The organism is Streptomyces adelaidensis, assembly GCF_016598475.1.
Classification (GTDB): Bacteria; Actinomycetota; Actinomycetes; order Streptomycetales; family Streptomycetaceae; genus Streptomyces; species Streptomyces adelaidensis.
Genome location: NZ_JAEMUX010000006.1, coordinates 167,100 through 194,012 on the forward strand (window position 1 = coordinate 167,100; position 26,913 = coordinate 194,012).

At 69.9% G+C, this 26,913-nt stretch carries 28 protein-coding genes and 1 pseudogene; 9 read left to right on the top strand and 20 right to left on the bottom strand.

Features of this window, described 5'->3' with window-relative positions:
• From I8N67_RS05380 to I8N67_RS05415, 8 genes are all read right to left on the bottom strand, one after another.
• Entirely contained in the window at positions 1 to 1,236 is a 1,236-nt protein-coding gene (locus tag I8N67_RS05380) for a WD40 repeat domain-containing protein (RefSeq protein WP_200301407.1), read from the bottom strand.
• Positions 1,233 to 1,793 carry a SigE family RNA polymerase sigma factor gene (locus I8N67_RS05385; RefSeq protein WP_200301408.1) on the bottom strand — a complete coding sequence of 187 codons (561 nt, stop codon included), beginning with the start codon at positions 1,791 to 1,793 and terminating at the stop codon, positions 1,233 to 1,235. The genes I8N67_RS05380 and I8N67_RS05385 overlap by 4 nt, the downstream gene beginning before the upstream one ends.
• Before the next feature lie 186 nt (positions 1,794 to 1,979).
• Positions 1,980 to 2,201 carry a hypothetical protein gene (locus tag I8N67_RS05390; RefSeq protein ID WP_200301409.1) on the bottom strand — a complete coding sequence of 74 codons (222 nt, stop codon included), beginning with the start codon at positions 2,199 to 2,201 and terminating at the stop codon, positions 1,980 to 1,982.
• Positions 2,202 to 2,305: 104 nt separating this feature from the next.
• On the bottom strand, positions 2,306 to 3,295 hold the full coding sequence (gene dapD / locus I8N67_RS05395; RefSeq protein WP_200301410.1) for a 2,3,4,5-tetrahydropyridine-2,6-dicarboxylate N-succinyltransferase: 990 nt from the start codon (positions 3,293 to 3,295) through the stop codon (positions 2,306 to 2,308).
• Positions 3,296 to 3,429: 134 nt separating this feature from the next.
• The gene (locus I8N67_RS05400; RefSeq protein WP_200301411.1) at positions 3,430 to 4,431 is read right to left on the bottom strand and encodes a CU044_5270 family protein; all 1,002 of its coding nucleotides are present in this window, start codon (positions 4,429 to 4,431) and stop codon (positions 3,430 to 3,432) included.
• Between the two features lies 1 nt (position 4,432).
• A complete protein-coding gene (locus tag I8N67_RS05405; protein ID WP_200301412.1) occupies positions 4,433 to 5,038 on the bottom strand; it encodes an RNA polymerase sigma factor in 606 nt (201 codons plus the stop codon).
• Positions 5,039 to 5,165: 127 nt separating this feature from the next.
• A complete protein-coding gene (locus I8N67_RS05410; protein ID WP_200301413.1) occupies positions 5,166 to 5,702 on the bottom strand; it encodes a TetR/AcrR family transcriptional regulator in 537 nt (178 codons plus the stop codon).
• Positions 5,702 to 6,022, bottom strand: coding sequence for a DMT family transporter (locus I8N67_RS05415; RefSeq protein WP_200301414.1), 321 nt, complete (start codon positions 6,020 to 6,022; stop codon positions 5,702 to 5,704). The genes I8N67_RS05410 and I8N67_RS05415 overlap by 1 nt, the downstream gene beginning before the upstream one ends.
• 363 nt (positions 6,023 to 6,385) lie before the next feature.
• On the opposite strand from I8N67_RS05415, the gene I8N67_RS05420 reads away from it, so the two are divergent.
• Positions 6,386 to 7,321 (top strand): AbfB domain-containing protein, encoded by a 936-nt coding sequence (locus I8N67_RS05420; protein ID WP_200301415.1) that lies wholly within the window; start codon positions 6,386 to 6,388, stop codon positions 7,319 to 7,321.
• Between the two features lie 69 nt (positions 7,322 to 7,390).
• Here I8N67_RS05420 and I8N67_RS05425 read toward each other — a convergent pair whose 3' ends face one another.
• From I8N67_RS05425 to I8N67_RS05460, 8 genes are read right to left on the bottom strand one after another with little or no spacing between them, the layout of a single operon-like run.
• Positions 7,391 to 7,723: a metal-sulfur cluster assembly factor gene (locus I8N67_RS05425; RefSeq protein WP_200301416.1), complete on the bottom strand. Its 333-nt coding sequence runs from the start codon at positions 7,721 to 7,723 to the stop codon at positions 7,391 to 7,393.
• Entirely contained in the window at positions 7,720 to 8,187 is a 468-nt protein-coding gene (gene sufU, locus I8N67_RS05430) for a Fe-S cluster assembly sulfur transfer protein SufU (RefSeq protein ID WP_200301417.1), read from the bottom strand. The genes I8N67_RS05425 and sufU overlap by 4 nt, the downstream gene beginning before the upstream one ends.
• A gap of 18 nt (positions 8,188 to 8,205) precedes the next feature.
• Complete coding sequence (locus I8N67_RS05435) at positions 8,206 to 9,462, bottom strand: cysteine desulfurase (protein WP_200301418.1); 1,257 nt, start codon at positions 9,460 to 9,462, stop codon at positions 8,206 to 8,208.
• The gene (gene sufC, locus I8N67_RS05440; protein WP_200301419.1) at positions 9,459 to 10,244 is read right to left on the bottom strand and encodes a Fe-S cluster assembly ATPase SufC; all 786 of its coding nucleotides are present in this window, start codon (positions 10,242 to 10,244) and stop codon (positions 9,459 to 9,461) included. The genes I8N67_RS05435 and sufC overlap by 4 nt, the downstream gene beginning before the upstream one ends.
• Positions 10,245 to 10,251: 7 nt before the next feature.
• Entirely contained in the window at positions 10,252 to 10,572 is a 321-nt protein-coding gene (locus tag I8N67_RS05445) for a non-heme iron oxygenase ferredoxin subunit (RefSeq protein ID WP_200301420.1), read from the bottom strand.
• Positions 10,572 to 11,753: a Fe-S cluster assembly protein SufD gene (gene sufD, locus I8N67_RS05450; RefSeq protein WP_200301421.1), complete on the bottom strand. Its 1,182-nt coding sequence runs from the start codon at positions 11,751 to 11,753 to the stop codon at positions 10,572 to 10,574. Before sufD ends, I8N67_RS05445 begins: the two co-directional genes overlap by 1 nt.
• A gap of 60 nt (positions 11,754 to 11,813) precedes the next feature.
• The gene (gene sufB, locus I8N67_RS05455) at positions 11,814 to 13,238 is read right to left on the bottom strand and encodes a Fe-S cluster assembly protein SufB (RefSeq protein ID WP_200301422.1); all 1,425 of its coding nucleotides are present in this window, start codon (positions 13,236 to 13,238) and stop codon (positions 11,814 to 11,816) included.
• On the bottom strand, positions 13,235 to 13,966 hold the full coding sequence (locus I8N67_RS05460; protein ID WP_200301423.1) for a helix-turn-helix transcriptional regulator: 732 nt from the start codon (positions 13,964 to 13,966) through the stop codon (positions 13,235 to 13,237). Before I8N67_RS05460 ends, sufB begins: the two co-directional genes overlap by 4 nt.
• Positions 13,967 to 14,102: 136 nt before the next feature.
• On the opposite strand from I8N67_RS05460, the pseudogene I8N67_RS05465 reads away from it, so the two are divergent.
• From I8N67_RS05465 to I8N67_RS05480, 4 genes and pseudogenes are all read left to right on the top strand, one after another.
• Positions 14,103 to 14,566, top strand: a pseudogene (locus I8N67_RS05465) (AAC(3) family N-acetyltransferase); the annotation flags it as partial.
• A 10-nt stretch (positions 14,567 to 14,576) separates the two neighbouring features.
• Positions 14,577 to 15,497, top strand: a complete 921-nt coding sequence (locus tag I8N67_RS05470) for an ABC transporter ATP-binding protein (protein ID WP_200301424.1) — start codon at positions 14,577 to 14,579, stop codon at positions 15,495 to 15,497.
• Positions 15,497 to 16,276 carry an ABC transporter permease gene (locus I8N67_RS05475; RefSeq protein WP_200301425.1) on the top strand — a complete coding sequence of 260 codons (780 nt, stop codon included), beginning with the start codon at positions 15,497 to 15,499 and terminating at the stop codon, positions 16,274 to 16,276. Before I8N67_RS05470 ends, I8N67_RS05475 begins: the two co-directional genes overlap by 1 nt.
• 59 nt (positions 16,277 to 16,335) lie before the next feature.
• Entirely contained in the window at positions 16,336 to 17,349 is a 1,014-nt protein-coding gene (locus I8N67_RS05480) for a COX15/CtaA family protein (protein ID WP_200301426.1), read from the top strand.
• Between the two features lies 1 nt (position 17,350).
• Here I8N67_RS05480 and I8N67_RS05485 read toward each other — a convergent pair whose 3' ends face one another.
• From I8N67_RS05485 to I8N67_RS05500, 4 genes are all read right to left on the bottom strand, one after another.
• Positions 17,351 to 18,094: a nucleotidyltransferase domain-containing protein gene (locus I8N67_RS05485; protein ID WP_200301427.1), complete on the bottom strand. Its 744-nt coding sequence runs from the start codon at positions 18,092 to 18,094 to the stop codon at positions 17,351 to 17,353.
• Positions 18,095 to 18,112: 18 nt separating this feature from the next.
• Complete coding sequence (locus I8N67_RS05490) at positions 18,113 to 19,219, bottom strand: amidohydrolase family protein (protein ID WP_200301428.1); 1,107 nt, start codon at positions 19,217 to 19,219, stop codon at positions 18,113 to 18,115.
• 58 nt (positions 19,220 to 19,277) lie between these two features.
• Positions 19,278 to 19,640, bottom strand: a complete 363-nt coding sequence (locus I8N67_RS05495; protein WP_200301429.1) for a hypothetical protein — start codon at positions 19,638 to 19,640, stop codon at positions 19,278 to 19,280.
• A 137-nt stretch (positions 19,641 to 19,777) separates the two neighbouring features.
• Positions 19,778 to 20,767 carry a heme o synthase gene (locus I8N67_RS05500; protein ID WP_372443639.1) on the bottom strand — a complete coding sequence of 330 codons (990 nt, stop codon included), beginning with the start codon at positions 20,765 to 20,767 and terminating at the stop codon, positions 19,778 to 19,780.
• A gap of 375 nt (positions 20,768 to 21,142) precedes the next feature.
• Here I8N67_RS05500 and tkt point away from each other — a divergent pair, with 375 nt between their 5' ends.
• From tkt to opcA, 4 genes are all read left to right on the top strand, one after another.
• A complete protein-coding gene (tkt, locus tag I8N67_RS05505) occupies positions 21,143 to 23,230 on the top strand; it encodes a transketolase (protein WP_200301430.1) in 2,088 nt (695 codons plus the stop codon).
• Between the two features lie 35 nt (positions 23,231 to 23,265).
• Positions 23,266 to 24,420 carry a transaldolase gene (gene tal, locus I8N67_RS05510; RefSeq protein WP_200301431.1) on the top strand — a complete coding sequence of 385 codons (1,155 nt, stop codon included), beginning with the start codon at positions 23,266 to 23,268 and terminating at the stop codon, positions 24,418 to 24,420.
• Positions 24,421 to 24,425: 5 nt separating this feature from the next.
• Entirely contained in the window at positions 24,426 to 25,949 is a 1,524-nt protein-coding gene (gene zwf, locus I8N67_RS05515) for a glucose-6-phosphate dehydrogenase (RefSeq protein ID WP_200301432.1), read from the top strand.
• Positions 25,946 to 26,913, top strand: a 968-nt coding sequence (gene opcA, locus I8N67_RS05520) for a glucose-6-phosphate dehydrogenase assembly protein OpcA (RefSeq protein ID WP_200301433.1), incomplete at its 3' end; no start/stop codon positions are given. The genes zwf and opcA, both read left to right, overlap by 4 nt.

Sequence of the window (26,913 nt, forward strand, 5' to 3'; positions counted from 1 at the left end):
TCAGCGGGTGGCGAAGACCGGGTTCCAGCGCCCGGCCGCCCCGTCGTCGCCCTTGCGGGCTCCGCTGAGCCTGAGCGTCTTGTCGCTGCCGATGGTGACGAGCACCAGCGCGTTGTGGAACTCGCTGTCACCGGCCGTGATGTCCCAGGCGACGAGCCGCTCGTTGTCGGCCCAGGCGAGCAACTGCTGTCCGGGGATCTTGTGGAGCCGCTTGCCGGTGCGGGGGTCGACGATCTCGGAGGCGGTGGTCTTGGCGCCGCCCGCGAAATCGCCGGCCGCGAGCTTGCCGTTCGGGGAGAGCCCCGCCTTCACCAACCAGGTCAGGTACTTCTCGGCGGCCGGCTTGTCGACCTCGGCGCCCTTCAGGTCGTAGTACTGGTCGTACGATTCTGTGCTCAGCCCGGAACGGACCAGCTTGCCGTCGTCGCTGAAGGAGAAGTCCTGGCGGGGGTTGACGATTACCAGCCCGTTCTCCGGCTCCTCCACGGGGACCTCGGTCCACTCGGTCCCGCCGGAGTCGACGTCGACGATGTAGAAGCCGGTCCGGTACGACTTGGACCACTCCTCCCGCATGAAGTCGTTCTTCTTGCCGTCACCGTCGAGGTCGTTGGCCGCCCTCGCCAGCAGATCGGGGTTCTTGCTGTAGGTGGTGGCGACGAGCCTGGTGCCGTCGGGCGAGAACTCGACGCTCGCGACACCCCGGTCGACCGGGATCCAGCGCTCGACCTCGCCGGTGAGCAGGTCGAGGAGTCCGATCCGCCGGGCGGGCAGATCCTTCTCCAGGACGGCGGCGGTCCGCATGCCGGGGGCGACCGCCACCTGGGACCAGCGGGTGTCCTTGACGTACTTGCCGGTCTCCTGGTCGAGGACCCGGTAGGTGCGTACCGGGACGGCGGTGTCCTTCGAGGTCTTGACGGTGTCCACGGTGAACCACGCGGCCAGCGCCACGTCCCCCGCCGCGATCAGATCGCGCGGCGGCGACTGGTCCGGGTGGGCGATGATGTCGCTCCTGTTCATCTCGGTGGAGAGCCGCAGCTCGTCCTTGCCGGAGTCCAGCAGCGGCACGGCCACCGCTACGGCGACCACGGCGGCGGTGGCCGCGGCGACGGTCGCGAACGACCGGGTCCGGCGGCGGCGCCTGACGGTCAGCACCCGTTCGGCGAAGCCCGGTGCCAGCGGCGGCTGTTCGGCGGCCTGCTCGCGCAGAGAGTCACGCACCAGTTCGTCGACGTTCACGGACGCACCTCCACGGGCGAGAAGTCACGGGACGGCTGCTGCTCGGCCGGGGCGGGCCCGAGGGCGGCCAGTTCGGGCGCGAGTTCGCGCAGCCGGGCGAGCGAGCGGTGGGTGGTGGAACGGACGGTTCCGACGGAGCAGCCGAGGATGCGGGCCACATCGCCCTCGGGCAGGTCCTCGAAGTAGCGGAGCACGAGCACGGTCCGCTGCCGGGCGGTGAGCCGGGCCAGCGCCCCGCGCATCACGAGCCGCAGCTCCACTCCGGCGGCCCCGTCCGCGGCGCCGCCACCGCTCTCCGGCGGTTCCGCGACGGTCAGTTCCCGGCGCCGCCACTTCAGCCGCCAGCGGCTGACCTGCTGCCGGTAGAGGATCCGCCGTACGTACGCCTCGGGTTCGTCGATGCGCTGCCACCGCCCGGCGGCCTTGATCAGCGCGTTCTGCAGCAGGTCCTCGGCGGCGTGGCGGTCCCCGCCGCTCAGCAGGACGGCTGTCTTCAGCAGTGCCGACGACCGCCCGGCCACGAACTCCCGGAAACTCTCCTGCCCTGCGGCATCCATCGTCACCTTCTCTTCCCAGGCGGACCCCGTGTCCCGCCCCTGTGCCCCATGTGACGCCCGGACCGGCCCCCGGCTATGCCGGCACTTCGAAGAAAGTGCGGGAGAAAGTCCCGGAAACGGGTCCGGGGCCCGTACGCGCGGCTGCGCGTACGGGCCCCGGACCCGTCGAAGTCCCAAACGTGCGGGTCAGCCCCAGCGGTACCCGTCACCGAACAGCAGGGTGTGCTCCAGCACGTCCTCCATCGGGTCGTCGACCTGGCCGACGTTGATGAGCCCGATGCGGGGGCCGTTGTGCGAGGACTTGTTGGTCTCGTCCGCGTGCGCGGCCCCGGCCGGCAGCCAGCACAGCACCGCCGCCAGCCCCGCGGTCAGTACTCGCGCCACGACCCTCGCCCGCTCGTTCCTCATCTGTCCGGCCCCTCATTTCGTCGGTTCGGCGTCTGATCGGACACTGTGTCCACCGGTTCATCTGCCTGACCGCGCGAAAGTCACGCCGAGCAACCCGTACGGGGTCAGTTGTGGCTGTGCAGGATCTCGTTCAGGCCGCCCCAGACCGCGTTGTTCGGGCGGGCCTCGACCGTGCCGGTGACCGAGTTGCGGCGGAAGAGGATGTTGGAGGCGCCGGAGAGTTCGCGGGCCTTGACGATCTGGCCGTCGGGCATGGTGACACGGGTACCGGCGGTGACGTAGAGGCCGGCCTCGACGACACACTCGTCGCCGAGGGCGATGCCCACGCCCGCCTCGGCGCCGACCAGGCAGCGCTCGCCGATCGCGATGATGACGTTGCCGCCACCGGAGAGGGTGCCCATCGTGGAGGCGCCGCCGCCGATGTCCGAGCCGTCGCCGACCACGACACCGGCGGAGATACGGCCCTCGACCATCGATGTGCCGAGGGTGCCGGCGTTGAAGTTGACGAAGCCCTCGTGCATGACCGTGGTGCCCTCGGCGAGGTGCGCGCCGAGCCGGACCCGGTCGGCGTCGGCGATACGGACACCCTTGGGGGCCACGTAGTCCGTCATACGGGGGAACTTGTCGACGGAGGTGACCTGGAGGTGCAGTCCCTCGGCGCGCGCGTTGAGGCGCACCTTCTCGATGTCGTCGACGGCGACCGGGCCGAGCGAGGTCCACGCCACGTTCGCCAGGAAGCCGAACATGCCGTCCAGGCTCTGGCCGTGCGGCTTGACGAGGCGATGGGAGAGCAGGTGGAGGCGCAGGTAGACGTCGTGCGCGTCGATCGGCTTCTCGTCGAGGGAGGAGATGACCGTACGGACCGCGACGACCTCGACACCCCGGCGCGCGTCCGGGCCGGTCGCCGCGGTCGCGGCGCCGCCCAGCAGCGCGGCCGCCCGCTCGGCGGAGAGCCGCTCGGTGCCGGACGGGCCCGGCTCGGCGGAGAGTTCGGGCGCGGGGAACCAGGTGTCGAGAACGGTGCCGTCGGCGGCGATCGTGGCGAGGCCGGCGGCCACGGCGCCGATGGTGCGAGGAGCAGTCGTGTCGGTCATGAGGGCAACCTAACCGGCCAGGACCTGTACGGGCCAACCGGCGGTGGGGGTGTCTCAGGGTGCGGGCCGACCGGCGGCCGGGCGGCCCGCCCACCCCCGTGGGGCGGGCCGCCCGTGTCTCTGGGGACCGGGTGTCAGCCGCGTTCACCCGGTTCGTCCACGACGGCGACGGTGACGGTCGCGTCGCCCGTGACCAGCTCGCCGCCCCTGATCATCCGGAGACCGAGGACCTCGTACGTCTCCGGGTCGATCAGCCATTCCCGCTCGACCAGCTCGTCCCCGCTGTCGTTGCCGCTGTAGCGCAGGGCGACGGCCCGGCGCCCTGCCGCGTCCTCGACCAGGTGGTCGCCGACGTCGAGATGGGGCAGGGTGGCCAGCGCGCGGTACAGCCCCGCGAGCCCCTGGGACGGTTTGAGGTCGGCGCGGAGCAGGGCGGAGATCTCCTGGTAGTCGTGGTGCGCCTGGTCCCGGTCCTTCTCGTCGGTGACCGCGTCCTGCTTCCGCAGGGCTTTGAGCGCGCCCTTCGCGTCGGTGGGCAGGGTCTCCAGGAAGCGGTACATCTGGCGCGGCGAGCGCCCGTCGTCCTCCTCGGTGCCGTTCTCCGCCTCGTTCTCCATGTCCAACTCGGTGACCTGGACCTTGGCCCGCCCGTTCTCGCGAGCGACGTCCTCCCCCGCCATCGCGCCACCGTCGTACCGGATCCACTTCTCGGGGAAGCGCGCCCGGTCCGACAGGGGCTCCATGAGCTCCTTCGCCCCTTCCACCGCGTCCTTGGTGTAGATCCACTGCTTCGCCTTCGGCTCCACAGCCGAGGGTTGCCGCTCCACGGCCTCCGCCGCCCGCTCCAGCAGCTCGGCCGCGCTCATCCCCTTCAGGTCCGCGTTCGTGAGCGCCGCCGCCGGTGTCGTCAGCTCGCGGGTGTCCTCACGGCCCACCAGCAGCGACGCGGTCACCGCCACCGCGGTCACGGCCGCCGCGACGCCGACGATCACGAACTGCGGGCGCACCCGCACCCTGTGGCGTCGCGTGCCGGTCCTGGCCGCGTCCAGCAGCCGGGCGCGGCCGGGGGCGAGGCGGGCCCGGTCGGGGGCCGGCGCCCCGGCCCGCAGCTCCCGTACCTCGGTCATCTCGTCCATGTCAGACCACCTCCGCCGTGTCGCCCGCGAACGCCGGATCGGCCCCGAGCCTCGTACGCACCTTGCGCCGCGCGCGGTTGAGCCGCGAGCGGACCGTCCCTACGGGGATGTCCAGGGCCCGGGCGACCTCCTGGTGGCTGAGGTCGGCCCAGACGACGAGCAGCAGCACATGCCGGTCCCCGGCCGGCAGCGCGGCCAGCGCCCCGGCGAGCGGTCCCTGCGCCGCCACCCGGCTGTCGGTCTGCTCCACCCAGGTCTGGCTCCAGGACGCGGCGACCGGGTCGTGTCCGGTGCGTGCCGGCGCCTTGAGCGCCCGGACCTCCGTACGGCGGTGCTTGCCGACGAGGTTGCCGGCGATGCCGTACAGCCAGGGGCGGGCGTCGGGGTAGGTCCCGTCGTAGCGGCCGCGGATGCGGAACGCCGTGAGGAAGGTGTCGGCGGTGATGTCGTCGGCCATGCCGTCGCCGAGCCGCCGGGCCACGTACCGGTGGATGTCCGGCGCGTAGCGGTCGTAGAGCCTGGCGAACAGCTCCGGCTGTGCCAGCGACCGGGCCACGGTCTCGGCGTCGTCCTCGACGCTTGCCTGCTGTGGCGGTGCTCCGCTCACCAGGTTCTCCCCCCGCTCGTCACCGAGGCTCCCCGCCCTTCGCCGTGTTCCTGTCACCCCTTGTTTCCCGATGGCCCGGAAAAGGTTCACGGTTCACCCGGAGTCGTCCGGCGAGGCGAAGGGTCCCTCAGGGAATCACCCGCGCCAGCACCTCCCGCGCGTACTCCTCCTCGTACGGCGCCCCGGTCAGCAGTACCTGCAGACAGATGCCGTCGATCAGGGCGACGAGCGCCCGCGCGGTCACCGGGTCGGTGCGGCGGGCGAGCAGGTCGGCGAAGTCCCGGCCCCACTCGTCGGCGACGGGCCGCAGGGCGGGGCGGCGCAGGGCGGCGAGGTAGAGCTCGTACTCCACCTCCATGCCCGTACGGTCGCCGGCGAGCCATTCGCTGCCCAGCGCGGCGAGGTCGGCGGCGAGGTCGGTGCCGGAATCCTTCAGGGCGGTACGCGCGGCGACGCTCTTCGCGAAGCCCTCGTTGGCCTGCCGCAGCGCCGCGACCATCAGGTCGTCGAGGGTCTTGAAGTGGTACGTCGTCGAGCCGAGCGGTACGTCCGCCTCGGCGGCCACGGTCCGGTGGCTCAGCCCGGCGATGCCCTTCGCCCCGACGACCCGGATCGCCGCGTCGATGATCCGCTGCCGCCGCTCGGGGTCGTAGCGCCGGGCCATCAGTGGGCGCCGCCCATGTTCAGCGCCACCACGCCCGCGATGATCAGCACGATCCCGGCGACCTTGGCGAAGCTCAGCTCCTCCCCGAAGAGCACAAGGCCGAGCGCGGCGACGGTCGCGGTGCCGACGCCGGACCAGATCGCGTACGCCGTGCCGATCGACATCGACTTCAACGCCTGGGCCAGCAGCACGAAGGAGATGACGTACCCGACGCCGGTGAACAGCGACGGCCACAGCTTGCTGAACCCCTCGCTGTACTTCATGGCGGTGGTCGCGGCCACCTCGGCGGCTATGGCGACGCCGAGCAACAGATATCCCATGCGTACGATCGTACACACCATGCGTACGGTCGTACACATCGACGGGGGATCGGGTCCGCGGACCCCGGCCGTACGGATCGGACCGTAATGCCATATTCACGGAATGTTCAGCCGGGACCACTCGCCCTCCACCGTCCCCGCACACGCCGAGAACCGCCAAGAAGCCCTCGTTTCGGGGCCGTTCCGTTATGGAAGCGCTCACAGAAAGGGCTCCCAGGAGTCAACTCGGTCCACTACTGTTTCAACGGTCAAGCTCCCGGATGTGATGGCCTTGACGGTCTCGCGTACCGGTCGCGTCTGGCTCCTCCCTGTCGACCTCATGACGATTCGCGTCCGCCGCTCGCGACGCCGAAGGAACCGCGCATGCCGCCACAAAGACCCGGACCTGATCCGGACCGGACCACGCCCAACCTTCCCGTGCTCAGATCCGCGAAGGTGTGGGAGACCGGTGTCGCCCCGGACGACACCCGAATACCGGGCACGCGCCGCCTCTGGCTGGCCGGCGCCCTCGCCCTCGCCGTGGTCTCCTCCTGCGTGACCACGATCACCTTGCAGGGCACCGGACCTGGCGATACGTCAGACAGCGGCAACCGCACCACCGCCGCGGACGACCGGGTCCTCCCCTCCCTCTCCCTCCCGCCCGCCCCGTCCCCCGCGGCCTCCGCGCCGGACGGCAAGAGCGGCCTGTCGGAGCCGCAGGACTCCACCGACGGGTCGAAGGACGACAAGGGCAAGGGCTCCTCCGCCGACGAGGACACGGAGGACTCGAAGGACTCCGACTCGTCCGAGAGCCAGCAGGGCGGGGCAAAACCGAAGCCGGAGCCCGAGCCGTCGAAGCCGGCCTCCTCCAGCAAGCCCCCCGCCTCGACCACCTCGCGGAAGTCCGTACGGTCCGTCAACTACCCGGACCGGTACTGGCATCTGCGCAGCGGCGTGATCCAGCTGGACCAGGTGAGCTCCCGCAGCGGAAGCGAGACCAGGGAGGACTCCTCCTTCAAGGTCGTCTCCGGCCTCGCGGACTCCTCCTGCTACTCCTTCCGCATGACGGACGGCCGCTACGTACGCCACCAGAACTTCGTACTCCGCGCGGCCGGCCACGACGGCTCCCGCCTCTTCAAGCAGGACGCCACCTTCTGCCCGCGCTCCGCGTACTCCTCGGGCTCGGTCATGCTGGAGTCGGTGAACTACCCCGGCTACTTCGTCCGCCACCGCAGCTTCCAACTCCGCCTGGAACGCTACGAACAGAGCCGCCAGTTCTTCGCGGACTCCGTCTTCCAACTGGTGAAGGGCCTCTCCTGACCGGCCCTCACCCGGACATGGGTGTGGCCCCCGGCGGATCGCCGGGGGCCACACCCATGTCCATGGAACTCAGACGTTGAACCCGAGCGCCCGAAGCTGCTCGCGGCCGTCGTCCGTGATCTTGTCGGGGCCCCACGGGGGCATCCAGACCCAGTTGATGCGGAGTTCGTTGACGAGGCCGTCGGTGGCGGACTTGGCCTGGTCCTCGATGACGTCCGTCAGCGGGCAGGCCGCGGAGGTCAGGGTCATGTCGATCGTCGCGATGTTCGCGTCGTCGATGTGGATGCCGTAGATGAGGCCGAGGTTGACGACATCGATGCCCAGTTCGGGGTCGACGACGTCGTACAGGGCCTCGCGGACCTCCTCCTCGGAGGCCGGCTTCATCTCCAGGGTGTCGCTCATGCCGTCTTCCTTTCGGCGTCGGCGCCGCCCAGCGCCTGGGCCGTCGCGTCCTTCCACGCCATCCAGCTGAGGAGGGCGCACTTGACCCGTGCCGGGTACTTGGAGACACCGGCGAACGCGACCGCGTCCTCCAGCACCTCCTCCATGGCGTCGTCCGGCTCGATCCGGCCCTTGGACTGCACCAGCTCCAGGAAGGTCTCCTGGATCTTCTGCCCCTCGGACAGCTCCTTGCCGACGAGCAGTTCGTTCAGCACGGAGGCCGAGGCCTGGCTGATCGAGCAGCCCTGCCCCTCGTACGAGACGTCCTGGATGGTCGTGCCGTCGTACTTCACTCGCAGGGTGATCTCGTCGCCGCACGTCGGGTTCACGTGGTGCACCTCGGCGTCGCCATCCCGCAAGCCCCGACCGTGCGGGTTCTTGTAGTGGTCCAGGATGACTTCCCTGTACATCGAGTCCAGCTTCATGCGATCGCTCGTCTCTCCTCAGCCGAAGAAGTTCCGTACGTGCTCCAGGCCGTCGACCAGGGCATCGATCTCGGCCGGCGTGGAGTACAGATAGAACGACGCTCGCGTGGTCGCGGGAATTCCGTAACGCAGGCAGACGGGGCGGGCGCAGTGGTGGCCCACCCGGACCGCGATGCCCTGCTCGTCCAGCACCTGGCCCACGTCGTGCGGGTGGATGTCACCGAGCGTGAAGGAGATCGCCGCGCCCCGGTCCTCGGCCGTGGTGGGGCCGATGATCCTCAGGTCCGGTACCTCGCCGAGCTTCTTCACCGCGTACTCGGTGAGCGCGTGCTCATGGGCGAGGATCTTGTCCATGCCGATCGCGCTCAGATAGTCGATCGCCGCGCCGAGACCGACCGCCTGCGCGATCGGCGGGGTGCCCGCCTCGAACTTGTGCGGGGCGGGAGCGTAGGTCGACGAGTGCATCGACACCGTCTCGATCATCTCGCCGCCACCGAGGAACGGGGGAAGATCCTCCAGCAGTTCCTGGCGGCCCCAGAGCACGCCGATACCCGTCGGACCGCACATCTTGTGACCGGTGAAGGCCACGAAGTCGGCCTGGAGGGCCTGGACGTCCATCGGCATGTGCGGCGCGGCCTGCGAGGCGTCGATGCAGACCAGGGCGCCGACCTCCTGCGCCCGGCGCACTATCGCCTCGACCGGGTTGACGGTGCCCAGGATGTTGGAGACCAGGACGAAGGAGACGATCTTCGTCTTCTCCGTGATGATCTCGTCGATGTTCGAGAGGTCGAGCCGGCCGTCGTCGGTGAGGCCGAACCACTTCAGCTTCGCGCCGGTGCGCTGCGCGAGCAGCTGCCACGGCACGATGTTGGAGTGGTGCTCCATCTCCGTGATGACGATCTCGGTCTCGTGGTCCACGCGGTAGGGCTCGTCGGCCCAGCCGAGCATGTTCGCCACGAGGTTCAGCGACTCGGAGGCGTTCTTGGTGAAGATCACCTCGTCGCGGCTGGGCGCGTTGATGAACGCGGCGACCTTGTCGCGCGCGCCCTCGTACAGTGCCGTGGCCTCCTCGGCGAGCACATGCACACCGCGGTGGACGTTGGCGTTGTAGCGCTCGTAGTAGCCACTGAGTGCGTCCAGTACCTGGCGCGGCTTCTGCGAGGTCGCCGCGTTGTCCAGGTACACGAGCTTCTGGCCGTCGTGGACCTGGCGGTCCAGGATGGGGAAGTCCTTGCGGAGCGCCTCGGTGTCGAGGAGGCCCGGCAGCTGTGTCACGCGGATGCGCCACCCTTCGTGTCTACTGCGTCGAGCTTCGCATAGGCCTCGTAGCCCTCGTTCTCCAGCTTGTCGGCGAGCTCGGCGCCGCCGGACTCGACGATGCGGCCGCCCGAGAAGACGTGGACCTGGTCGGGCTTGATGTAGCGCAGGATGCGCGTGTAGTGCGTGATCAGCAGGGTGCCGACCTCACCGGTCTCACGGACGCGGTTGACGCCCTCGGAGACGACACGCAGCGCGTCGACGTCCAGACCGGAGTCGGTCTCGTCGAGGATCGCGACCTTCGGCTTGAGCAGCTCCAGCTGAAGGATCTCGTGGCGCTTCTTCTCACCGCCGGAGAAGCCCTCGTTGACGTTGCGCTCGGCGAAGGCGGGGTCCATGTGAAGGCGCTGCATGGCCTCCTTGACCTCCTTCACCCAGGTGCGCAGCTTCGGCGCCTCACCGCGGATGGCGGTGGCGGACGTACGAAGGAAGTTGGAGACCGAGACACCGGGGACCTCGACCGGGTACTGCATCGCCAGGAACAGGCCCGCCCGGGCGCGCTCGTCGACGGACATCTCCAGGACGTCCTCGCCGTCGAGGGTGACGGTGCCGCCGGTGATCGTGTACTTCGGGTGACCCGCGAGGGAGTAGGCGAGCGTCGACTTGCCGGAGCCGTTGGGGCCCATGATGGCGTGCGTCTCGCCCTGCTTCACGGTGAGGTCGACGCCCTTGAGGATCTCCTTCGTGGCGTTGTCGGCCTCGACGGTGACGTGCAGGTCTCGGATTTCAAGCGTTGCCATGGGTGCCTCAGGACTCCTGGGAAAGGGAGACGAGCACATCGTCCCCTTCGATCTTTACGGGGTATACGGGGACGGGGCGCGTCGCGGGAAGGCCGGACGGCTTGCCGGTACGGAGGTCGAACGCGGAGCCGTGCAGCCAGCACTCGATCTGGCAGTCCTCCACCTCGCCCTCGGAGAGCGAGACGTTCGCGTGGGAGCAGATGTCGTGAATGGCGAACACCTCGCCCTCGGTCTGTACGACCGAGACCGGCGTGCCGTCGAGTTCCACCCGCTTCGGGGTGTCCTCCTCCAGCTCGCTCAGCCCACAGACGCGTACGTACGCGATCATCAGACGGACGCCTCCAGCTCCTCGTCGATCTTCACGAGGAGGCGCTCCTCGATGTCGTCGACGCCGATCTGCTGGACCAGCTCGGCGAAGAAGCCGCGGACGACGAGACGGCGGGCCTCGTCGGCCGGGATGCCGCGGGCCATCAGGTAGAACAGCTGCTCGTCGTCGAAGCGGCCGGTCGCGCTCGCGTGGCCCGCGCCGACGATCTCGCCGGTCTCGATCTCCAGGTTCGGCACCGAGTCGACCCGGGCACCGTCCGTGAGGACCAGGTTCCGGTTCATCTCGTAGGTGTCGGTGCCCTCTGCCTTGGCCTCGATCAGCACGTCGCCGATCCACACGGCGTGCGCCGCTTCGCCCTGGAGCGCGCCCTTGTAGACGACGTTCGACTTGCAGTGCGGGGTGTTGTGGTCGACCAGGAGGCGGTGCTCCTGGTGCTGGCCGGCATCCGTGAAGTACAGACCGAACAGCTCGGCCTCGCCGCCGGTGCCGGCGTACGTCACCCTCGGGTGCAGGCGTACGACGTCGCCGCCGAAGGTCACCACGACCGACTTGAACGAGGCGTCGCGGCCGATCAGCGCGTTGTGCTGGGCGACGTGCACGGCCTTGTCGTCCCAGTCCTGGACGGAGACGACGGTCAGCTTGGCGCCGTCCCCCAGGACGTAGTCGACGTTGGCGGCGAGGACGGCGTCACCGGTGTGGTCGATGACGACGACGGCCTCGGCGAAGGCGCCCAGCTCGACGACCTGGTGGGCGAAGGCGGTGCCGCCCTCGCCGTGCACGGCGATCCGGATCGGCTCGGTGAGGACCGTCTCCTTGGGGACGGTGATCACGCCGGCCTTCTCGAACGCCGAGTACGCCTGGGCGGCGATCCGGTCCACCGGGGTGCCCGCCCTGCCGAGGCGCGCGTCGTCACGGCCGACGGCCTCGATCGTGACGCCCTCGGGCGCCTCGACGGCGACCTTCAGGCCGTTACCGGTGGCGACCGCCGTGCCGTCGTGCAGCCCGCGCAGGCGCTCAAGCGGGGTGAACCGCCACTCCTCCTCGCGGCCGTGCGGGACCGGGAAGTCCGCGACGTCGAAGGAGGGGGGCGCGCTCATGCGCGTGGCGACGGTCGACTCGGCGGCCACCGCGATCTGGCCGGCGGTAGTGGACCCCACCGGGATGTTCTGAGCCTCAGCCATGGCTGTCGGTCTGCTCTCTTCCTACGTCAGATTTCGCTAGCTGTTCCTGGCAGGCGGGTCTTAACCGACCGCGCCTTCCATCTGCAGCTCGATCAGCCGGTTGAGCTCCAGCGCGTACTCCATCGGCAGCTCCTTCGCGATGGGCTCGACGAAGCCGCGCACGATCATCGCCATCGCCTCGAACTCGGTCAGACCGCGGCTCATCAGGTAGAAGAGCTGGTCCTCCGAGACCTTGGAGACGGTCGCCTCGTGGCCCATGGACACGTCGTCCTCGCGGACGTCGACGTACGGGTACGTGTCCGAGCGGGAGATGGTGTCGACGAGCAGCGCGTCACAGAGCACGTTGGACTTGGAGCCGTGGGCGCCCTCGCCGATCTCGACGAGACCGCGGTAGGACGTACGGCCGCCACCGCGCGCCACCGACTTGGAGACGATGTTGGAGGAGGTGTTCGGCGCCATGTGGACCATCTTGGAGCCGGCGTCCTGGTGCTGGCCCTCGCCCGCGAAGGCGATGGAGAGGGTCTCGCCCTTGGCGTGCTCGCCCATCAGGTAGACGGCCGGGTACTTCATGGTGACCTTGGAGCCGATGTTGCCGTCGACCCACTCCATGGTCGCGCCCTCGTACGCCACGGCGCGCTTGGTGACCAGGTTGTAGACGTTGTTCGACCAGTTCTGGATGGTCGTGTAGCGGCAGCGGGCGCCCTTCTTCACGATGATCTCGACGACCGCGGAGTGCAGGGAGTCCGACTTGTAGATCGGCGCCGTACAGCCCTCGACGTAGTGGACGTAGGCGTCCTCGTCGACGATGATCAGCGTCCGCTCGAACTGGCCCATGTTCTCCGTGTTGATACGGAAGTAGGCCTGGAGCGGGATCTCCACGTGCACGCCCTTCGGCACGTAGATGAAGGAGCCGCCGGACCACACCGCGGAGTTCAGCGACGCGAACTTGTTGTCGCCGACCGGGATGACCGTGCCGAAGTACTCCTTGAAGAGCTCCGGGTGCTGCTTGAGAGCGGTGTCGGTGTCCAGGAAGATGACGCCCTGCTCCTCCAGGTCCTCACGGATCTGGTGGTAGACGACCTCGGACTCGTACTGGGCCGCGACGCCCGCGACGAGGCGCTGCTTCTCCGCCTCGGGGATGCCGAGCCTGTCGTACGTGTTCTTGATGTCCTCGGGCAGGTCCTCCCAGGACTCCGCCTGCTTCTCCGTGGAGCGCACGAAGTACTTGATGTTGTCGAAGTCGATGCCCGAGAGGTCCGAGCCCCAGTTCGGCATGGGCTTCTTGTCGAACAGGCGCAGGCCCTTGAGACGGAGCTTGGTCATCCACTCCGGCTCGTTCTTCTTGGCGGAGATGTCCCGGACGACGTCCTCGTTGATGCCGCGCTTGGCAGAGGCACCGGCCACGTCGGAGTCGGCCCAGCCGTATTCGTACTTGCCCAGACCCTCGAGCTCGGGGTGGGCAGTCTCCTCGATGGGGAGCGTCATGCGGGGTTCCTCCCGGCGGTGCTTGCAGATGCGTGGGTGGCTGTCTTTGAAACTCTGGGGATGAACGTCGTGCAGACGCCGTCGCCGTGGGCGATGGTGGCCAGCCGCTGGACGTGCGTACCGAGCAGTTCGGCGAAGAACTCGGTCTCGGCCTCGCAGAGCTGCGGGAACTGGCCGGCTACATGGGCTACCGGGCAGTGGTGCTGGCAGAGCTGCTCACCCTGGTGGGGGTGGGGCGCGCTGCGCGCCGTAGCAGCGTACCCGTCGACGCTCAAGGCCTTGGCCAGGGCTTCGGTCCGCTGTTCGGGGTCCGCCGACTCGACGGCCTCGCGGTAGGCATCGGCCTGGGCGGCGATCCGGGCGCGGGCGAAGGCGGCGACGGCCTGCTCCCCGCCCTCCCGGTCCGCGATCCAGCGGAGCGCGTCCGCGGCGAGCTTGTCGTACGACTGGTCGAAGGCATCGCGCCCGCAGTCCGTCAGGGCGAACACCTTGGCCGGGCGCCCCCGTGTCCGCGCGCCGTAGACGCGCTGCTCACGGGGTTGTACGACGTCGTCGGCGACCAGTGCGTCGAGGTGCCGGCGGACCGCCGCCTGGGTCAGCCCGAGGCGTCCGGCGAGGTCGGTCACGGTGGACGGGCCGTGGTCCAGGATGGACCGCGCGACCCGGGTGCGTGTCGACCGCTCCCCGGTCGCGAGTTCCTCCTGCGGAGCCTCGCCAACGTTTTTCACAACGCCATTGTTGCGTAATTCCTCGGAGCCAGGCAAGCCGCGCCCGTGGCACCCGGCGGTGCCGTGCATCACTTAGGCATACCTAAGCTGACCTGCGGGAACGATCATTGATCGATCAAACAGGTGGCGCCGCGAAGTCGGTCCGGGCGCGGCGGCGATCCTCGCGGACCACGCCACCGACTGCCGCCTCGGCTGGGGGTACCTCCCACGCCCTTAAGGCAGTGGGGGAGCAGCCCCCTGGCCCGGCTGGAGCGGGCGGGCGCCCGCGTGCTCCTGCTCGGCGCGGGCTACGACTCCTGCACCAGCTTCCACCTCGCCGAATACCGGATCCCCTCGCCCCTGGTCGAGGTCGGACGGCCGGGCCCGGACGGCTGGGAGGTGGTGACCGAGGTGTCGATCGACTCGGACCGGTTCGACGAGCTGGGGTACGACTTCGAGCGCGACCACGGGGTCGTACGGGGAAAGGCGGGCGCGGCGGACGTACGGCTGTTCCCGGTGGCCGACGCGGTGGCGTACGCCGAGCGCCGGCTCGAGTCGCACCGTCCCCGTGAGGAGGAGATCTCCGGACCCGCCCGCCTCGGCACCCGGCCGCGTACCTAGACTCGGGCGCATGCGAAGTGACCCCGTGGTCCAGGTCCGGTCCCTGGTGAAGCGGTACGGCGACAAGACCGCGGTGGACGGGCTCGACCTGGTGGCGGAGGCGGGCGTCACCGCCGTACTCGGTCCCAACGGGGCGGGCAAGACGACCACGATCGAGATCTGCGAGGGCTACCGGAAACCGGACTCCGGCTCGGTGTCGGTGCTCGGCCTCGACCCGGTCCGCGAGGGCGCCGCGCTGCGCCCCCGGATCGGCGTGATGCTCCAGTCCGGCGGTGTCTACTCCGGCGCCCGCGCCGACGAGATGCTGCGGCACGTGGCCAAGCTGCACGCCCACCCCCTCGACGTGGACGCCCTCATCGAGCGCCTGGGCCTCGGCAGCTGCGGCCGTACGACCTACCGGCGGCTCTCCGGCGGCCAGCAGCAGCGGCTCGCCCTGGCGATGGCCGTGGTCGGCCGCCCCGAGCTGGTCTTCCTCGACGAGCCGACGGCCGGCCTCGACCCGCAGGCCCGCCGGGCGACCTGGGAGCTCGTCCGGGACCTGCGCGTGGACGGTGTCTCCACCATCCTGACCACGCACTACATGGACGAGGCCGAGCAGCTCGCGGACGACGTCGCGATCATCGACACGGGCCGGGTCATCGCCCGGGGCACGCCGGAGGAGCTGTGCCGGGGCGGCGCCGAGAACACCCTGCGCTTCACCGGCCGCCCGGCGCTCGACGTCGCCTCTCTGCTGAAGGCCCTCCCGGCGGACTCGGCCGCCGTCGAACTGACGCCCGGCGCCTACCGGGTGAGCGGCAAGGTCGACCCGCAGCTCCTCGCGACCGTCACCTCCTGGTGCGCCCAGCACGGGGTGATGCCGGACCGGATCTCGGTGGAGCGGCACACCCTCGAAGACGTCTTCCTCGAACTCACGGGTAAGGAGCTGCGCTGATGAGCGTGCGTACGAGCCCTGGCGCCTACGCGCCGAAGCCGGGCGCGGCCCCCCTCCCCCGCATGATCGCGGCGCAGGCGGTCCTGGAGACGAAGATGCTGCTGCGCAACGGCGAGCAGCTGCTCCTGACGGTCGTCATCCCGGCCCTGCTGCTGGTGCTGTTCGGCTCGGTGGACATCGTCGACACGGGCGAGGGCAAGGCGGTCGACTTCCTGGCGCCCGGCGTCCTCGCGCTCGCCGTGATGTCGACGGCGTTCACCGGCCAGGCCATCGCCACGGGCTTCGAGCGCCGCTACGGCGTCCTGAAGCGGCTGGCGGTCTCGCCGCTGCCCCGCTGGGGACTGATGACCGCGAAGACCCTGTCCGTGCTGGTCACCGAGGTCCTCCAGATCGTCCTGCTCACGGTGATCGCCTTCTCGATGGGCTGGTCCCCGCACGGCAACCCGCTGGCCGTACTGCTCCTCCTCGTCCTCGGTACGGCGGCCTTCTCCGGCCTCGGTCTGCTGATGGCGGGCACGCTGAAGGCGGAGGCGACGCTGGCGGCGGCGAACCTGGTGTTCCTGCTGCTGCTCGTGGGCGGCGGCGTCGTGGTGTCCCTGGACAAGTTCCCGGACGCGGCGCAGAGCGTGCTCGGGCTGCTGCCGATCGCCGCGCTGTCCGACGGTCTGCGGGACGTGCTCCAGCACGGCGCGGGGGTGCCGTGGGTCGACCTCGGGATCCTCGCCGGGTGGGCGGTGCTCGGGCTCGGCGCCGCCGCCCGCTTCTTCCGCTGGGAGTAACCGCAGCTCACACGCCATGCCCCACCCCTCGTGAATACGTGCACAAGCGGCGGCCTACGATGGTGCGCGTGCCGAAAGTGACCCGCGACGACCTCGTCTCCGCTGCGCGCAACCCGCTCGCCTTCATCGCCGAACGCTGGACCCCGGACCCCAGAACGGTCCGGCGTGCGGCCCTCGCCGCGCTCGTCATGGCCGTGCTCATCGTGGTCACCGGCGGCGCCGTGCGGCTCACGGGGTCGGGCCTCGGCTGCCCGACCTGGCCCAAGTGCACCGACGACTCGCTCACCGCCACCAGCGCGATGGGCGTCCACGGCTTCATCGAGTTCGGCAACCGCATGCTGACGTACGTGCTGTGCGCGGCGGTCGGCTGGGCGATCATCGCGGCGCGCTCGCGGAAGCCGGTGCGGCGCGGCCTCACCCGGCTGGGCTGGGCGCAGTTCTGGATCGTCATGAGCAACGCGGTCCTCGGCGGCGTCGTGGTCCTGGTCGGCCTCAACCCGTACACGGTGGCCGCGCACTTCCTGCTCTCCACCGCGCTGATCGCCGTCGCCACGGTGATGTGGCGGCGCACCCACGAGAGCGACGCCGAGCCGAGCCCGCTGGTCGGCAAGGCGGTGCGGCAGCTGGTGTGGGTCCTGGTGGGCGTCACGCTGCTGCTGATCGCGGTGGGCACGGTCGTCACCGGCGCGGGCCCGCACGCCGGTGACTCCAGCGAGGTCGAGCGCATCCCGCTGAACTGGGAGAACGTCACCAAACTGCACGCCGTCCTGGCCTGGATCGTGGTGACGCTCGCCTTCGCCCTGTGGTTCGTCCTCAAAGCGGTCGACGCTCCCCCGGGCCCGCTGCACCGCACCCGCGACCTGTTCCTGATCCTGCTCGCGCAGGGCGGCATCGGCTACGTCCAGTACTTCACCGATCTCCCCGAGGTCCTGGTCGGCGCCCACATGCTGGGCTCCTGCCTGGTGTGGATCGCGACGCTCCGGGTGCTGCTCTCCCTGCGGGAACGCCCGGCGGCCGAGGTGGACGTGCCGGGTCCGGCAGTCGCGGAGACGCCGGTCGCCGCGCGCGGCTGAGTCAGCCGTACGTCCGTACGAGGGCGTCGATCGCCGGGCCCAGGAACAGCCTGGTCAGCTCGCCCCTGTGCGGCACCTCCCGCACCTGCTGCCCGTACCGTCGCCGCCTGATGTCCTCGACCACCTCGACGGGTGCGCCCAGCGTGGGCAGCAGGTCCAGTGCCTCGCGTTTGGAGATCAGGCGGCCGTCGCGGAGGGTGGCCGTGGCGCGGGCGAAGGTGAGGAGACCCAGGTCGACCCGGACGTCCTGGGTCCAGAGGTGGGCCTTGTCGAGCGTCGGGCGCCAGAACTCCTTCTGGTCGCGGACGACGAACGCGTCCAGTTCGATGTCCGACACCGGTGGCAGCAGCGACCCTGGCGGCTCGCCGTGCAGGACGAGGCCGAAGGTGTGCAGCTCACGCCGGGTGACCGGGGTGACCGTCCGCCGGAACAACCGCTCGTGCGCCCAGGTCAGATGCTTGCGCTCGGCGTCGGCCGCAGTGGCCGGCGTCATATAGGTGCAGTGCAGCTTGGCGGTCAGCGGTTCGGCGCGCAGCCGGGCGTGCAGCCGGGCCACCCGCCAGACCGTCCGGACCGTGACCGGACCGTCCAGGACGGTGATCAGGTCGAGGTCGCTGCGGCCCTCCTGGTAGTCGCCCCCGGCGAGGGACCCGTGCGCCCATACGGCGCGAGGACCCAGCTCCTGGAGCTCGTGCTCGTCGAGGAAGCGTTCGACCAAGGCGGCGGTCCTTGTACTGCGTGTCATACGCCCAGTCTGTACAGCTCACTCCAGCCCGTACACCCGCCGTGCGTTCCCCGCCGCGATCAGCCCCGCCACGCGCTGCGCGTCCGCCAACGACCAGGCTCCCTCGGCCACCCAGGTCCCCAGCACCCGCGCCAGCGCCTCCCGGAACAGCCGGGCGCCGACCACATGCAGCTCGGGCAGTCCCTGGGCGCCGGTGGAGAAGAGGAGCTTGCCGAAGGGGGCCAGTTCCAGGACCTCGGCGAGTACGGCGGTGGCCCGGGCGCCGGTGCGGACGAGTTCGGCGCCCAGGTCGACGTAGACGTGCGGGAAGACACCGGCGAGGTGGGCCGCGTGGCGGTGGTACGGGTAGCCGTGCAGCAGGACCACGTCGGTGCCGAGGCCCGCCGTGGCGCGCGCGAAGTCGGTGAGCAGGACGGGGTCCGTACGGTCGATGCGCAGGCCGGGTTCGCCGAGGCCGGCGTGGAGTTGGAGGGGGCGGCCGGAGGCGACGGCGATCCACAGCAGGTGCCGCAGGAGGACCGGGTCGGTGAGCGCCCCGCCGACCGGCCGGTGCGCGAGCCAGCGGCCCACCGCGCCGCGTACCTCCCCCGGCCCGGGCGGTTCGGGCGCGAGCGCCAGGCCGTGCCGGGCGCCCGCCACCGAGGTGAAGGCGACGGCGTTCGCGGCCGCCGCGTGTACCGACTCGGCGAGATTGGCCAGGAACGACTCGATGGTGCCGGAGGTGTCGGCGACCTGTTCGGCGAGGAGTTCGAGGCGGACGATCTCATGTGCGTCCGCGCCACCCGCGGCGGCCATCTCGTGCGGTCCGGTGAGATCGCCGGGCAGCCCGGTGTCGACGAGATAGGTGGTGATGCCGCTGCCCCGCAGGAGCCTGCGCCCCGCCTCCAGTACGCCCAGTTCGCGGCGTCGGGCGAGGTAGCGGGCCGGAGGGCAGTGTGGTTCCAGGCCCAGCAGGGGCGGGCACCAGCGGCGTACGGCGAAGCCCGTCTGGGTGTCGAAGAAGGTGGTGCCGGGCGCCGGCGGGCCCTCGCTGCGGGCGAGGTGGGCCTCGAAGGTGCCGAGGCCCAGCTCCGTTCTCAGTACACCGTGGCAGTACTGGTCCACGAGGGACGGTGTTTCGATCATCCGGACTCCCCGAGACTGGACCCGTGTACTCCCACAGGTCCTAACGGGTGAGCCGGGCTCAGGTGTTGCTGTTCCTCGGTCCGCCGACCTGGATTCCGGCCATCCGCGTCCATTCGTACGGGCCGGTCTCGACCTTGGCCGCGAACTCGCCGTCGAAGTCCTCGTGGACGGTGACGCCGGCCTTCTGTACGGCCTGCTCGGCGATGGCGTAGGTGGGAGCGACGAGGTCGCCCCAGCCGCCGTCCTCGCCCACGAGGACGATGCGGGCGCCGAGTTGGCCGATGTACGCGACCTGGGCCTCGGCACCGCCGTGGGCCTTGGCGAAGGCGCCGATCTGCTTCGCGATCCTGGCCGCCCTGCGCTCGGCCTTGGCGGCCGCCTTCGCGTCCGTGGCCTCGTCAACCTGCTTGGTGTCTGCCATGGTCAGGATGCTACCGATGGGTAGAGCGGGGGGGCGACGGCAGGGCCACGTGGCCTTGAACACGAAACCGCGCCCCTGTTCTTTCAGGGGCGCGGGAAACGGCGCGACAAGCCACGAACCACGCGTGGCAGAAGAACTCAGCGGAGGAAGGGGTCCACCGCCACTGCCACGAACAGCAGTGAGACGTACGTGATCGACCAGTGGAACAGGCGCATTTCCTTGAGCTTGCCGCCGGTCGCACCGCTCTTCGCGCGGTTCTGGAGGGCGTGGGCCTCCCAGAGCCACCAGCCGCCCGTCACCAGGGCGACCGAGGTGTAGAACCAGCCGGTGTAGCCGAGGGGGGTCAGGAGGAGGGAGACCGCGACCATCACCCAGCTGTAGAAGACGATCTGGCGGGCGACGACCTGGTTGGAGGCGACGACCGGGAGCATGGGGACGCCGACGCGGGCGTAGTCGTCCTTCACCTTCATGGACAGGGGCCAGTAGTGCGGCGGGGTCCAGAAGAAGATGACGAGGAAGAGGATGACGGCGGCCCAGGACATCGAGTTCGTCACGGCGGACCAGCCGATGAGGACGGGCATACAGCCCGCGATGCCGCCCCAGACGATGTTCTGCGACGTACGCCGCTTGAGGATCATCGTGTAGACGACGACGTAGAAGAGGAGCGCACCGAGCGACAGCCAGGCGGACAGCCAGTTGACGAGGGCACCGAACCAGAGGGTGGAGACGACCGCGAGGGTGATGCCGAAGACGAGGCCTTCACGCGGGGTGACCATTCCGGTGACCAGCGGGCGCTGCGAGGTGCGCTCCATGAGGGCGTCGATGTCGCGGTCGATGTACATGTTGAGCGCGTTGGCGCCGCCCGCGGAGAGGTAACCGCCGACGCAGGTGGCGAGCACCAGCCAGAGGTCCGGGACGCCCTGCTCCGCGAGGAACATCACCGGAACGGTGGTGATCAGCAGAAGCTCGATGATTCTTGGCTTGGTGAGGGCCACGAACGCTTTGACGCGGGCCCCGATCGGCCGCTGACCCCGGCTGCTGTTCGTGTTGCTCGCGCCCAGCTCCCCCAGAGCCTCAAGGGCCTGGGCGGTGCCCCCACCCGGTGGACGGGATTCGACGGCCGTCACGCACACCCCTGACAGAGACTCCCAGCGAGCCTGCCGGATGTGAACTCCCCGTGACGGCTCGCGCGTACCACGCCACTGTAGACGTTGCCCAGAGCGAGCCTTTCAAGGGGGTGGGGTCGTGTTGGGAGGTGCCCCGCGGGGAGCCGGACACGCTTGCGTTGAGCAGTCGGATGAGCGGCTCCGTATTCAGATGTCGAACAGCGGAACCCCCTGGTCTCACCATGCGGAATCGCCGGTCGGGAGGCGGATCCCGGACGGTCCCGGCAGTCTGGAATGACTCGAAAAAATGCGCGTTCCCACGGGGGTAGGCTCGACAACGGCCGGTGCCGTGAAGAACACCGGCACGAGACATGTGGAGAGGAGCCCTGACCCAGGGTGAGCACCAAGCCGACCACTACAGACCTCGCGTGGACCGAATTGGACCAGCGGGCCGTCGACACCGCCCGCGTCCTGGCCGCCGACGCCGTACAGAAGGTCGGAAACGGCCATCCTGGTACGGCGATGAGCCTGGCGCCCGCCGCGTACACCCTCTTCCAGAAGGTGATGCGCCATGACCCCGCCGACCCCGAGTGGGTGGGCCGTGACCGGTTCGTCCTGTCCGCGGGCCACTCCTCTCTGACCCTCTACATCCAGTTGTACCTGGGTGGGTTCGGGCTGGAGCTGGCGGACCTGGAGTCCTTCCGTACCTGGGGTTCGAAGACTCCGGGCCACCCGGAGTACGGACACACCAAGGCCGTCGAGACGACGACCGGGCCGCTCGGCCAGGGTGTCGCCAACGCCGTGGGCATGGCGATGGCCGCCCGCTACGAGCGTGGCCTGTTCGACCCGGAGGCCGCCGTGGGCGAGTCTCCGTTCGACCACCACATCTTCGCGATCGCCGGTGACGGCTGCCTCCAGGAGGGCATCTCCGCGGAGGCGTCCTCGCTGGCCGGTCATCAGAAGCTCGGCAACCTGGTCCTGCTGTGGGACGACAACCACATCTCGATCGAGGGCGACACCGAGACGGCCGTCTCCGAGGACGTGACCAAGCGGTACGAGGCGTACGGCTGGCATGTGCAGCGGGTCGAGCCGAAGGAGAACGGCGACCTCGACCCGGCCGGGCTGTTCGAGGCGATCGAGGCCGCGAAGGCGGTCACCGACCGGCCGTCGTTCATCGCGATGCGCTCGATCATCGCCTGGCCCGCCCCGAACGCGCAGAACACCGAGGCCGCGCACGGCTCGGCGCTCGGCGCGGACGAGGTCGCGGCGACCAAGCGGGTGCTGGGCTTCGACCCGGAGAAGAACTTCGAGGTCTCCGACGAGGTCATCGCGCACACGCGCGCCCTGGGTGAGCGTGGCCGTCAGGCCCGTGCCGCCTGGGAGAAGCAGCTCCAGGAGTGGCGCAACGGCAACGCCGAGCGCGCCGCCGAGTTCGACCGGATCAGCGCGGGCGAGCTGCCCGAGGGCTGGGAGTCGCATCTGCCGGAGTTCGAGACGGGCAAGGGTGTCGCCACCCGTGCCGCCTCCGGCAAGGTGCTCCAGGCGCTCGGCGCGGTCATCCCCGAACTGTGGGGCGGCTCCGCAGACCTGGCCGGCTCGAACAACACGACGATCGACAAGACGTCGTCGTTCCTCCCGGCGGACAACCCGCTGCCGGAGGCCGACCCCTACGGCCGCACGATCCACTTCGGTATCCGCGAGCACTCCATGGCCGCGGAGATGAACGGCATCGCGCTGCACGGCAACACCCGTATCTACGGCGGCACGTTCCTCGTGTTCTCCGACTACATGCGCAACGCGGTACGCCTCTCCGCGCTGATGCACCTGCCGGTGACGTATGTATGGACGCACGACTCCATCGGTCTCGGTGAGGACGGTCCGACGCACCAGCCGGTGGAGCACCTGGCCACGCTGCGCGCGATCCCCGGTCTGAACATCGTGCGCCCGGCCGACGCCAACGAGACGGCGATCGCCTGGCGCGAGATCCTCAAGCGCTGGACCAAGGAGTTCGGCAAGGGCGCCCCGCACGGCCTCGCGCTGACCCGTCAGGGCGTGCCCACGTACGAGGCCGACGAGGACGCGGCGCGCGGTGGTTACGTGCTGTTCGAGGCCGACGGCGGCGCGCCCGAGGCCATCCTCATCGCCACCGGTTCCGAGGTGCACGTGGCCGTCGAGGCGCGCGAGCGGCTCCAGGCGGCCGGCGTGCCCACGCGGGTGGTGTCCATGCCGTCCGTGGAGTGGTTCGAGGAGCAGGACCAGGGGTACCGGGAGAGCGTTCTGCCGCCGTCCGTCAAGGCGCGTGTCGCGGTCGAGGCCGGTATCGGGCTCACCTGGCACAAGTACGTCGGTGACGCCGGCCGCATCGTTTCGCTGGAGCACTTCGGCGCTTCGGCCGACGGCAAGGTCCTCTTCCAGGAGTTCGGCTTCACCGCGGAGAACGTGGCCGCGGTAGCGCGGGAATCGATCGCGGCCACCCGGCGCTGACGCTCTACATACGACACGTAGGAGATGGAATTTCCATGACAGACGCACTCAAGCGCCTCTCCGAGGAGGGCGTGGCGATCTGGCTGGACGACCTGTCGCGCAAGCGCATCACGTCCGGCAACCTGGCGGAGCTGATCGACCAGCAGCACGTCGTGGGCGTCACCACCAACCCGTCGATCTTCCAGAAGGCGATCAGCAGCGGATGGGGGTCCCCCCGCGCGAGCGAAGCCGAGCGTGGGGGAGGCTACGAGCAGCAGCTCACCGACCTCGCCGCCCGCAAGGTCACCGTCGAAGAGGCCATCCGCATGATCACGACGGCGGACGTCCGTGACGCCGCCGACATCCTGCGCCCGGTCTACGACGCGACCGGCGGCCAGGACGGCCGGGTCTCCATCGAGGTCGACCCGCGTCTCGCCCACAACACCGGGGCCACCGTCGCCGAGGCCAAGCAGCTCGCCTGGCTCGTCGACCGCCCGAACACCCTGATCAAGATCCCGGCGACGCAGGCGGGTCTGCCCGCGATCACCGAGACCATCGGCCTGGGCATCAGCGTCAACGTCACGCTGATCTTCTCGCTGGAGCGCTACCGCGCGGTCATGGAGGCCTACCTGGCCGGTCTGGAGAAGGCCAAGGAGCGCGGCCTGGACCTCTCCAAGATCCACTCGGTGGCGTCCTTCTTCGTGTCCCGCGTGGACACCGAGATCGACAAGCGCATCGACGCCCTCGGCACCGACGCGGCCAAGGCCGCGCGCGGCAAGGCCGGCGTCGCCAACGCGCGCCTCGCCTACGAGGCCTACGAGGAGGTGTTCGCGGGCGGGCGCTGGAGCACCCTGGAGAACGCGGGCGCCAACAAGCAGCGTCCGCTGTGGGCGTCGACCGGCGTCAAGGACCCTGCGTACAAGAGCACGCTGTACGTCGACGAGCTGGTCGCGCCGAACACGGTGAACACCATGCCGGAGGCCACGCTGGAGGCCACCGCGGCGAGCGGCGAGATCCGCGGTGACGCGGTCACCGGGACGTACGAGCAGTCGCGTGCCGAGCTGGACGCGGTCGAGAAGCTCGGCATCTCCTACGACGAGGTCGTCCAGCTGCTGGAGGACGAGGGCGTCGAGAAGTTCGAGGCGTCCTGGAACGATCTGCTCAAGTCGACCGAGGCGGAGCTTGAGCGCCTCGCACCCTCGGAGGGCTGAAAACCTTGTCGAGCAGCAATCCGCTGCGTGACGCCGCGGACCGACGGCTCCCGCGTATCGCGGGGCCGTCGGGCCTGGTCATCTTCGGCGTCACAGGCGATTTGTCACGTAAAAAGCTGATGCCTGCCGTGTACGACCTCGCCAATCGCGGACTGCTGCCGCCGGGCTTCTCGCTCGTCGGCTTCGCCCGCCGGGAGTGGGCGCACGAGGACTTCGCGCAGGAGGTGCACGACGCGGTCAAGGAACACGCGCGTACGCCGTTCCGTGAGGAGGTCTGGCAGCAGCTCATCCAGGGCATGCGGTTCGTCCAGGGCACCTTCGACGACGACGAGTCCTTCGAGCGGCTGCGCGACACCATCGAGGAACTGGACAAGGCACAGGGCACAGGCGGCAACTTCGCCTTCTACCTCTCCGTGCCGCCGTCCGCGTTCCCGGTCGTGATCCAGCAGCTGAAGAAGCACAACCTGGCCTCCCAGTCGCGCGGCACCTGGCGGCGCGCGGTCATCGAGAAGCCGTTCGGCCACGACCTGAGGTCGGCCGAGGAGCTCAACACGACCGTGGAGGAGGTCTTCGCCCCGGACCAGGTCTTCCGTATCGACCACTACCTGGGCAAGGAGACCGTCCAGAACATCCTGGCGCTCCGCTTCGCCAACACGATGTTCGAGCCGATCTGGAACCGGTCCTTCGTCGACCATGTGCAGATCACGATGGCCGAGGACATCGGCATCGGCGGCCGCGCCGGCTACTACGACGGCATCGGCGCCGCCCGTGACGTCATCCAGAACCACCTCCTCCAGCTGATGGCGCTGACCGCGATGGAGGAGCCCGCCTCCTTCGACGCGGACGCGCTCGCCGCCGAGAAGACCAAGGTCCTCGGCGCGGTGAGACTGCCGAAGGACCTGGGCCGGGACACCGTGTTCGCGCAGTACGCGGCCGGCTGGCAGGGCGGCGAGAAGGTCATCGGCTACCTCGAAGAGGACGGCATCGACCGCAAGTCGAAGACCGACACCTACGCGGCGATCAAGGTCGAGGTCGACAACCGCCGCTGGGCCGGGGTCCCCTTCTATCTGCGGACGGGCAAGCGCCTGGGCCGCCGGGTCACCGAGATCGCGGTCGTCTTCCAGCGCGCCCCGCACTCCCCGTTCGACTCCACCGCCACCGAGGAACTGGGCCAGAACGCGATCGTCATCCGTGTCCAGCCCGACGAGGGCGTCACGGTCCGCTTCGGCTCCAAGGTGCCGGGCACCTCGATGGAGATCCGGGACGTGTCGATGGACTTCGCCTACGGCGAGTCCTTCACGGAGTCCAGCCCGGAGGCGTACGAGCGCCTCATCCTCGACGTCCTGCTCGGCGACTCGAACCTCTTCCCGCGTACCGAGGAGGTCGAGCTGTCCTGGCAGATCCTCGACCCGATCGAGGAGTACTGGGACAAGCACGGCAGGCCCGCGCAGTACCAGGCGGGCACCTGGGGTCCCGTCGAGGCGGACGAGATGCTCGAACGAGACGGACGGAGCTGGCGCCGGCCATGAAGACGGACCTCACGGACACCACCGCCAGCAAGATCAACAAGGCGCTGGTCAAGGCGCGCCGGGAGATAGGCACCCCGGCCGTCGGCATGGTGCTCACGCTGGTCATCGTGACGGACGAGGAGAACGCGTACGACGCGCTCAAGTCCGCCAACGACGCCTCCCGCGAGCACCCCTCGCGCACGGTCGTGGTCATCAAGCGGGTCTCCCGCTCGCCGCGCGACCGTACGAAGTCCCGCCTCGACGCCGAGGTACGGGTGGGCGCGGACGCCGGCACCGGCGAGACGGTGATCCTCCGGCTGTACGGCGAGGTCGCCGACCACGCCCAGTCGGTGGTCCTGCCGCTGCTCCTCCCGGACGCGCCGGTCGTGGTGTGGTGGCCGGTCGGCGCACCGCTCGACCCGGCCCGCGACCCGCTGGGCGCGCTCGCCCAGCGCCGGGTCACCGACAGCTACGCCGCCGAGAAGCCCATCGACGAGCTGCGGAACCGGGCCGACAACTACGAGCCCGGCGACACGGATCTCGCCTGGGCCCGGATCACCCCCTGGCGCTCCATGCTGGCCGCCGCCCTCGACCAGGTGGACTGCGAGGTCATCTCCGCGGAGGTGCAGGGCGAGCAGTACAACCCGAGTGTGGAACTGCTGGCGATGTGGCTCGCCGACCGGCTGCACGTCCATGTGCGTCGCGGTGTCTCGGCGGGTCCCGGTCTGACCGAGGTACGGATGCTCACCAGCACCGGGCCCATCCGGCTGCACCGGCCCGACGGCGGCCTCGCCATGCTCACGCTGGAGGACCAGCCGGACCGGGCGGTGGCGCTGAAGCGGCGCGAGACGTCCGAGCTGCTGGCGGAGGAGCTGCGCCGGCTCGATCCCGATGACACGTATGCGTCCGCGTTGCGGTTCGGGGTGGATCGGTTGGGGGGTGCGGCTGCGGCGGGTTCCGCTGGTTCTGCGGGTTCCGCGGGTTC